The 8,346-nt window shown below is 45.2% G+C and carries 3 protein-coding genes; 2 read left to right on the top strand and 1 reads right to left on the bottom strand.

Annotation, left to right across the window (positions count from 1 at the left end; genetic code table 11):
- Nucleotides 1-965 (bottom strand): oxygen-dependent coproporphyrinogen oxidase (gene hemF, locus F6K53_RS30635; RefSeq protein ID WP_293083241.1); only part of this gene is annotated, 965 nt, incomplete at its 3' end.
- 355 nt (nt 966-1,320) lie between these two features.
- Here hemF and F6K53_RS30630 point away from each other — a divergent pair.
- Both F6K53_RS30630 and F6K53_RS30625 read left to right on the top strand, forming a co-directional pair.
- On the top strand, nt 1,321-1,851 hold the full coding sequence (locus F6K53_RS30630) for an SRPBCC family protein (protein WP_366511374.1): 531 nt from the start codon (nt 1,321-1,323) through the stop codon (nt 1,849-1,851).
- 1,110 nt (nt 1,852-2,961) lie between these two features.
- On the top strand, nt 2,962-8,334 hold the full coding sequence (locus F6K53_RS30625; RefSeq protein ID WP_293063971.1) for an SDR family oxidoreductase: 5,373 nt from the start codon (nt 2,962-2,964) through the stop codon (nt 8,332-8,334).
- The last annotated feature ends 12 nt before the right edge of the window (nt 8,335-8,346 follow it).

Raw genomic sequence — 8,346 nt, 5'->3', positions numbered from 1 at the left:
GGCTCAGGTTGGTAACCGTATTCCCAACGCACCAAGGGGGGTAAGGACATCAGGATGGATTCAGTACGCCCGTTAGTTTGCAGACCAAAAATTGTGCCTCGGTCATACACCAGGTTAAATTCTACATATCGACCCCGACGATAGAGTTGGAAGTTACGCTCTCTGTCTCCATATTCCAGATCGCGACGGCGCTCTACAATCGGTAGATAAGCTGGTAAAAATGACTCAGAGCAGGTTGTGACAAAGGCAAATAACTCTTCCCAACTGCGAGGCTCTAAATCCCCAACCTTTTCACTGTAAGCTGCTGCGGAACCATCTTGATGGGGACCACGATACAGTTTACCCGTGCCATCTTGATAGTCAAAAAATAAGCCTCCAACACCCCGCATTTCTTGGCGGTGTTTCAGATAAAAATACTCATCGCACCAAGACTTGAACACTGGGTAATACTCAGGGTGATGAGCATCACAGGCTTCTTTCAATTGGCGATGCAAATGGGCAGCATCTTCAGCAAAGGGATAGTAAGGGGTCAAATCGATTCCACCACCAAACCACCAGACTGGTCCTGCCTCAAAGTAGCGATAATTCAGGTGAACCGTGGGCACATAGGGATTACGAGGATGCAATACTAGGGAGGTACCAGTAGCGAAAAAACCATGTCCAGCTGCCTCGGGGCGCTGCTTCAAAATTGAGGGTGGCAGCTGTTTGCCCCAAACTTCAGAAAAGTTAACCCCACCCTGTTCCAATACTGAACCATCGCGCATCACACGGGAACGACCACCACCCCCTTCTTCTCTTTCCCAAGCATCTTCTCTGAAGGTGCCAATCCCGTCCAGTTTTACTAGAGCATCACAAATCGTATCTTGCAGCTGTTGCATCAACTGCTTGACTCTCTCCCTAGAGTCGGCAGGAGGTAAAGAAGTGGTATTAGTGGTAGTTGTTGTATCGGTCTGTAAAGCTGTCATAACAAATCCTAGTGGGTTTGGAAACCTTAGGTGCGCTCTTACCATTAAGAATTAAATTCGCCACGGGTCGCACCTCTGGTTTTTTAGGCTGGGGAGCAAAAACGAGCCGGGGTCTTTCTTTAGTCCCGGTCCCTCGAATGGGGGTGGGAAGATGTTCAGTTCCTACCCATTCCTGGTTAAGCCCCTAGAAGCGCCTATCGAAACAAAACCTTAAGTTGGCCTTGCCAATGTTATTGGTTGGTCGTTATTCGTTAGTACGATCGGGTACCTTCAGGGGAAACCCTGGGGGTTGGTAAAATTTCCAGGCAGTTGAGATCATATCCTAAATAGAGAGGGATTTTTCAACCAAAGCCATTTGGGGAAGATCATAAATCTGCCTGAGCATAGCTGCGGGAGGCGTGTAGTGATTCTTAATTTTTCTTTCAAGTTAATTGCTGGTCACGAGGGGATTTGGTGTAAGTTTTCCCTCTTCAAGACCTATCGCGCCCTGAGTACTGCCCCAGTGGAAGTCCTCTGGCAAAAATTGATCAACTTAGCGGATGTGTCTTGGAATCCTCTGCTGTCAAGTACCAATGCTCCGAGAGGTTTAATGGCTAAACCTGGTTTAATTTATCAGGTAGTCACTCGCTTGATCCCAATTCCGGTGCGAATTTTTGTAGAGCGTGTCTTACCCGGTGAGCTACTTAGTATACGATTTTTGGCAATCCCTGGAGTTGAAAATCGCGTGACTTACCAGGTTGAGTCCACCCTTTGTGGTACCTATATTTCCTACTCAGTTACCCTAAAAGGCTGGTTATCCCCCTTAATCTGGTGGATGATTCGCCCCTACGTCGCGCGGGTAGTATTTGAATTAGCCCAGGCGGCAGAGCAGGTCGGAGCAATCTAAACTTATAGCCGTTGACCCTTGGGAGAGGTAGACACCAACCATCCACCAGTGCCAAAGCTGGTCTACCCTCCTTACAAGGGTAGGTTTTTTACAAAGGGGCGAGTATTTACTTTTATTAGGTATAAATTCTTAATAAAATATGTATCAAAATACACAATTATTTCCGGGATAATTCTCCCCATTTCCCGCTCTTCCCCTCCTGGGAGGGGTTAGGGGTGGGTTCCGATTCCCGTTCCCCTCCTGGGAGGGGTTAGGGGTGGGTTCCGATTCCCGTTCCCCTCCTGGGAGGGGTTAGGGGTGGGTTCCGATTCCCGACTCCCGACCCAAATGTAAAAAACCTACCCCTGTGAGGTTCCCCCCACTCGCGCTTTGGATCAAGACAGGGACAAGAGTTTCAGGTTTTTTGTCCTGATTTAATAAAAGGTCGTAATAATACCACTTTAATAGAAGTTTATTGATTACTGACACACCTATCCGGACTTAATCGATAAATATTGAAAATGTTAAAGTACGAGGCTCCTAGCAGAGCCTAACTTTAGGATAGGCTGTAGCCAAATGAGTGACTTTTTTCAGTATACCTGTGGTTACCCTTCGGATACGGCGGTTTGCACCAAGGCAAGAATGTCTTAAAGCCAATCAGCGCCAATAAAGACTGTCCCTCATATATTTTATAAACGCTATATGTTCATTTTTTGATGAAATTACTGTTTACAAAAATCAGAGATATTCAGGTTTTTTAAAACTGTAATTATTTGTTTAAATTAATTACCAATTTACTCACCATTTGTATTCATATAAATAAAATTTTATATGTAATTATTTAGCTATCAGCTATCAGCTCTCAGCTCTCAGCTTTGAGCAAGGAGCTTTTAAATAAAACAAGTAAGCATTCGTTTAATCTTTGTTACGTCAGCACCTCAAGTAGCTTGAGCTAAAAGCTCACGGCTGAATCCTGAATGCTGACGGCTGACGGCTGACGGCTGATGGCTGAATGCTTACGTTTATATTTATTTTTATATTAAATTTAAGTTTAAATCAATATATTTAAATACATTATTAATCAGCAATTAAACCCCTCGTCAAAAAAATACTCAACAAAAGTATCGAGAAATGCAGCCAGATATTACCAAGTATATAGGACAAGATAACGATAACATTATAGAAAAGCCAATCCAAGACTATCTGCCACAACTATTGACCAAAATCGAATCGGCTTTGTTAGCAAATTCGTTAGTTGACGACTGTGTTGTCCTGGAGAGGAAAATTACAGAAGAAAAGAAAAAAATAGCCCTCAGAGACAATTGTAGTTTTTTGCCTATTATTGCCTATGTAGTCTCAGCTGGATCATCTTCATCAGAACAACTGCGATCGCTCCTGCAAGGGGTCGTGTCAGACACCATCTCAGACACTCTGCTATCTAGTGGTGAACCAAAATTTGGTGAACCAAAAGTCCCCCCTAATTTCTCCCCTAACATAATTATTGTTCCGGTAACTACCTTGCCCCTAACTCCCACAGGTGAGATAGATCAACAAGCACTAGCTTCTGTAGAAATAATTGATACCGACTTAGTGCAGCAATGGGAAGAGCAGCTACAGTCATATAGTTATGGAGGGGCAGAAATCAAGCAAGTCGCCGTAGTTCTACAAGACTACACCCAGCCCGACACACCCCTACATCTATTAGACCTACTTCCACCCTCCACCGAAACTAGTCCAAAGCAACCTACAGAATTATCACAAGCCAAGCCCCTACCGAGCCCTTACCCCAAGGCATCTTCCGATTGCGTTCCCGTAGCGACTCAGGGGGAGCATCGCTCAAATTCCACCCCATCAAAACCCGCCATCAGTCATGGTGAAGCGCTACAGTTACCAACAGATATCTCAACTCTCTCCCAAGCGCTACTAAAAACTGCAAGGGTTGCGCCGGAGCAAGGGATTATCTATCTCGACTCTGATAGTCAGGGAAATACTCACCAAAACTATCAATCTTACCCAGCTCTCCTCGAAGAAGCACAGCAGATTCTTGGTGGCTTAAGAAAACTAAATCTAAAGCCTCAAGACAAAGTAATCTTCCAATTTGACCAAAATCAAGACTTCATTCCAACCTTCTGGGCTTGTATTTTGGGCGGTTTTGTCCCAGTCCCGATTGCGATCGCACCGACCTATGAGTCATCTAACAGTACTGTCAATAAGCTGTGCAATGCCTGGAAAATGCTAGAGCAACCGGTCATCCTAACCAGTGATACCCTTGCTCCAGCAATCCGTGGTTTATGCTTTCCCGTAGCGGCTCCTACCGAGCATCCCTTGCCCAAAAAAGAAATTTTAATTGAAACCGTAGACAACTTGCGCTCATCTGAGCCTGACCTAAATTACTATCACAGCCAACCGGATGATTTAGCAATATTGTTACTGACCTCTGGAAGTACAGGAATGCCTAAAGGCGTCAGGTTGAGCCATAGCAATTTAATTAATAATGTCGCCGCCAGTGCCCAGAGGAATAATCTGACCCAAGATGATATCTCCTTGAACTGGCTTAACTTAGACCATGTTGGCTCTCTGGTACGCTGTTGTATTCGGGATGTCTATGTCGGTAACCTGCAAATCCATGCTCCCGCTAAAGCTTTCTTGGAAAATCCCCTCAATTGGTTGGATTGGATTGAAAACTATCGGGTTACCTTTGCCTGGGCTCCTAATTTTGCCCTAGGTTTGATAAATCAGAAAATAAATCAGAAATCCGTTGCTAACAGCCACCGGAAATGGGATTTATCTTCCCTCAAATCTGTATTAAGTGTGGCTGAGCCGATTGTACCTCAAACTGCAAAGCGATTCTTGCAGTTGCTTTCTCCCCATGGGTTATCGGTCAATGCCATGCATTCAGCTTGGGGAATGTCTGAAACCTGTGCTGCTGTGGTATTTTCCCATCGGTACTTGTTGAATTTACCGTCGGATAACCAGTCTGTTAACCACTCTGTTGTAGAAGTTGGCAGACCTGTGCCTGGCTTTTCTGTGCGGATTGTGGATGCACTCGGACAAATAGTTGAAGAAGATACAGTGGGTCAGGTACAGATTTCTGGTCCGATGGTTAGTGATGGTTATTACCAGAATCCTGAGCTAAATCGAGAAGCCTTTACACCGAATGGATGGTTAAAAACCGGAGATAATGGTGTACTGCGTGACGGACGTCTCACGATTACCGGTCGAGAAAAAGATGTCATTATTATTAATGGTCTCAATCACTATAGTTATGAAATCGAAGCAGTGGTTGAGCAGGTAGAGGGGGTGATTCCCTCTTACACAGCAGCTTGCGGAATTCGACAACCAAGTAAAGATACTGACCAATTGGTGATTTTCTTCCATACTGATTGGTCTGAGGATGACCAGTTAACCCCATTACTCCAGGACATCTCCACTGAGGTGGTTAGCAAACTAGGGGTGAGTCCGAGTTATCTTATTCCTCTACCAAAAGAGGCAATCCCCAAGAGTTCGATTGGGAAAATTTTGCGATCGCAACTCAAGGAGCAGTTTAACGCTGGTGAATTTGACCCGATTCTCAAAAAAGTTGATTGTCTTCTGGGTAATGAGAATACCCTTCCAGACTGGTTTTATCGTAAAGTTTGGCATCGAAAAGAAGCAGTCACCTTAGGTAGGACACCTACAAATGGTCGAACTCTGATATTTCTAGACTCCTTGGGATTAGGAGAAGTATTGTGCTCCAAGCTAGGTAAAGACCAATGTGTAGCAGTGGAACCCGGAGCCCCCGGAGCCGATTTTTTGCGACTTACAGGTGCCCAACTTACAGATGCCCAACTTACAGACAACCGCTATTCTATTGACCCCACCAATCCTGATCACTATCAGCAATTACTGAAGTCGTTGGTGGAAACCGACCAACCCATCGCACAGATTCTCCATTTGTGGACCTATGACGAGTATCGGGGAGAAATTGAGTCATCCGAAGCACTAGAACAAGCTCAGAATCAGGGCACTTACAGTCTACTATTTTTAATTCAGGCTTTGGATGGTTTGAAGTCACAGTTGAATTCACCCTTGAGAATTCTCAATTCAGAAGTCCAGTTGACTGTGGTTTCTAGCTATACACAGCCTACCTCGCCCCAGGATGACATTGCCTATGAGAAAAGTCCGATTCTGGGTCTGATCAAAACCTGTCCGAGAGAACTGCCTTGGCTGAACTGTCGCCATATCGATATACCTGTGGATGACCACCACATTAATGGGTTTCATATCCTGCGGGAAATGGCTGTATGTCAGAAAGAGCGAGAAGTAGCATACCGCAATCGCAACCGTTTGGTACCCTTACTCGAAAAAGCTGACCTACCCCAACTCGAAAAACAGGAATTGCCCTTTAAGCAAAAGGGAATGTATTTGATTAGTGGAGGTTTGGGAGGGATTGGAGTAGAAATTGCTAAATTTCTCCTAAACCACTATCAAGCTCGTCTGCTTTTAGTCGGTCGAACCCCCTTACCAGAGCCGACTACCAAAGGAAACCATTTAAAGGATGGAAATGGGTTAGCACCTGCCGTCAGAGCCTATCAAAACCTAGAGCAACTGGCCGAGCAACTGGGAGGAGAGATACGCTACGAGGCCGTGGATATTTGTGATTTAGCTCAGTTGCAACAGGTGGTTGAACGAGCCCAGTCTGACTGGCAAGCTTTCCTTGAAGGGGTCATTCATTTGGCCGGAATTGCCCCAGAACATTTTTTAGTAGAGGAAACCCGCAACAGTTTTGCTGCTACACTTCGTCCCAAGCTTTTAGGGTCGTGGGTACTGCATCAACTAATTAAAGATAAGCCAGACAGTGTTTTTATCAGCCTTTCTTCCGTGCTAGCCTTCTTTGGGGGAGCGACAATTGGTGCTTATGCTGCCGCTAATAATTTTCTAGAGTGCTTCTGCTACTACCAGCGGCACAAGACCTTGGTGCGCAGCTACTGCTATGGCTCAAGCACATGGGTTGAGACCACCCTCAATCGGAGTAAACAGATTAGGGAGTCCCGTCGTGCCTTAGGTCAGTACGGAATTTTCAACCAACAGGGAATCAATTCTATTCTCGCTGGGCTGCACCACGACCAACACTCCCTGATTTTGGGTTTGGATGGCAGCAATCCCTATGTTAGACGATACACCCAACAGCCACCATACCATCGGCAGCGGGTATCGGTATATTTCACGGCGGTTACAGAACTATCTGTTGCTCAGTTGCAGAGGTTAGAGGCATTCGTTCCTTTTGGAACCTCTATCACCCCTAAGTTTCAGCAACTCCAAGCTATGCCCCTAACTCCCGCAGGTGAAATCGACCGAGAGCAGTTGATTTCACCAAGCAAGGATACTGAAAACGTCTTGCCAGTAACCGATATAGAGCGTCAACTGGCTAGCATTTGGCAGAAGGTGTTGGGAGTTTCCCAGATTGGCATCGATGACAACTTCTTCGGGTTAGGAGGAAATTCCCTCCTAGCTGTGCAGCTATCTAGTGAGATTGAGAAGACCTTCGGCAAACAACTGCCCCTAGCTGCTCTATTCCAAGCACCAACCATCAAGCAACTCGCTCAACTTCTGTGCCAGTCAGAATGGTCATCCTCTTGGTTTTCCCTAGTGCCCATTCAACCTAGTGGTTCCAAGCCAGTTGTGTTTGCGATTCACATCCTTGGGGAAGGGTTTATATACTACCGCGATTTGGTACGTTATCTTGGTTGGGACTATCCAGTTTATGGACTAAGTTATGGACTAGCAGCGGCTACTAACGCCAACAACATCAATACCAAACCGGGTATAGGTAATGGACTCAAGGAGTTAGCCGCTCACTACATTGAGGAAATGCGACGGTTTCAACCCGAAGGGCCTTATTTTCTACAAGGGGTATCCCTCGGAGGTCAAATCGCCTTTGAAATGGCTAAGCAGCTTGATGCTCAAGGTCAGACTGTAGCAATTGTTGCCTTGTTTGATAGCTATGCTATTGGTTATCAGTGGAAGCCCTACGAAAATACCACCGTCTTACAACGGTACACTTTATTTTGGATACAAAAACTACAAACCTATTGGAATAACCTTTGGAGACTTGAACCTCACAAAAGGCGAGCTTATTTGTCTGAGAGAATCAGAGCGTTTGTCAGACATTATAAATCTGGAGCATACAAACGGCAATTCCAGTGGTTTGCTAAAAAGTCTAACTTATCTACCGAACCTGCTTTACCAAACCCTAATTTGGTTGATGGCATCTCAGATATCCAAAATGCTAACTACGAGACTCAACCATCTGAGCTGTCATCAGTCTACCCAGGGAAAATAACTCTCTTTCGAGCTAAACAGCAACCTCCAGGACATTACCATGACCCTCTTAATGGTTGGGATGGTATGGCAGCTTCTGGCATTGAAGTTCACCATATTCCTGGTGATCATATCTCAATGATGCTAGAACCCAATGTCCGGGTTTTGGCTGAAAAATTGAAAGCTTGTTTAGATAAGCTTTAAGAAACTATTAAG

The organism is Moorena sp. SIO4A1, from assembly GCF_010672065.1.
In the GTDB taxonomy this organism is placed as follows: Bacteria; Cyanobacteriota; Cyanobacteriia; order Cyanobacteriales; family Coleofasciculaceae; genus Moorena.
This window is presented reverse-complemented; position numbering and strand designations above follow the sequence as displayed.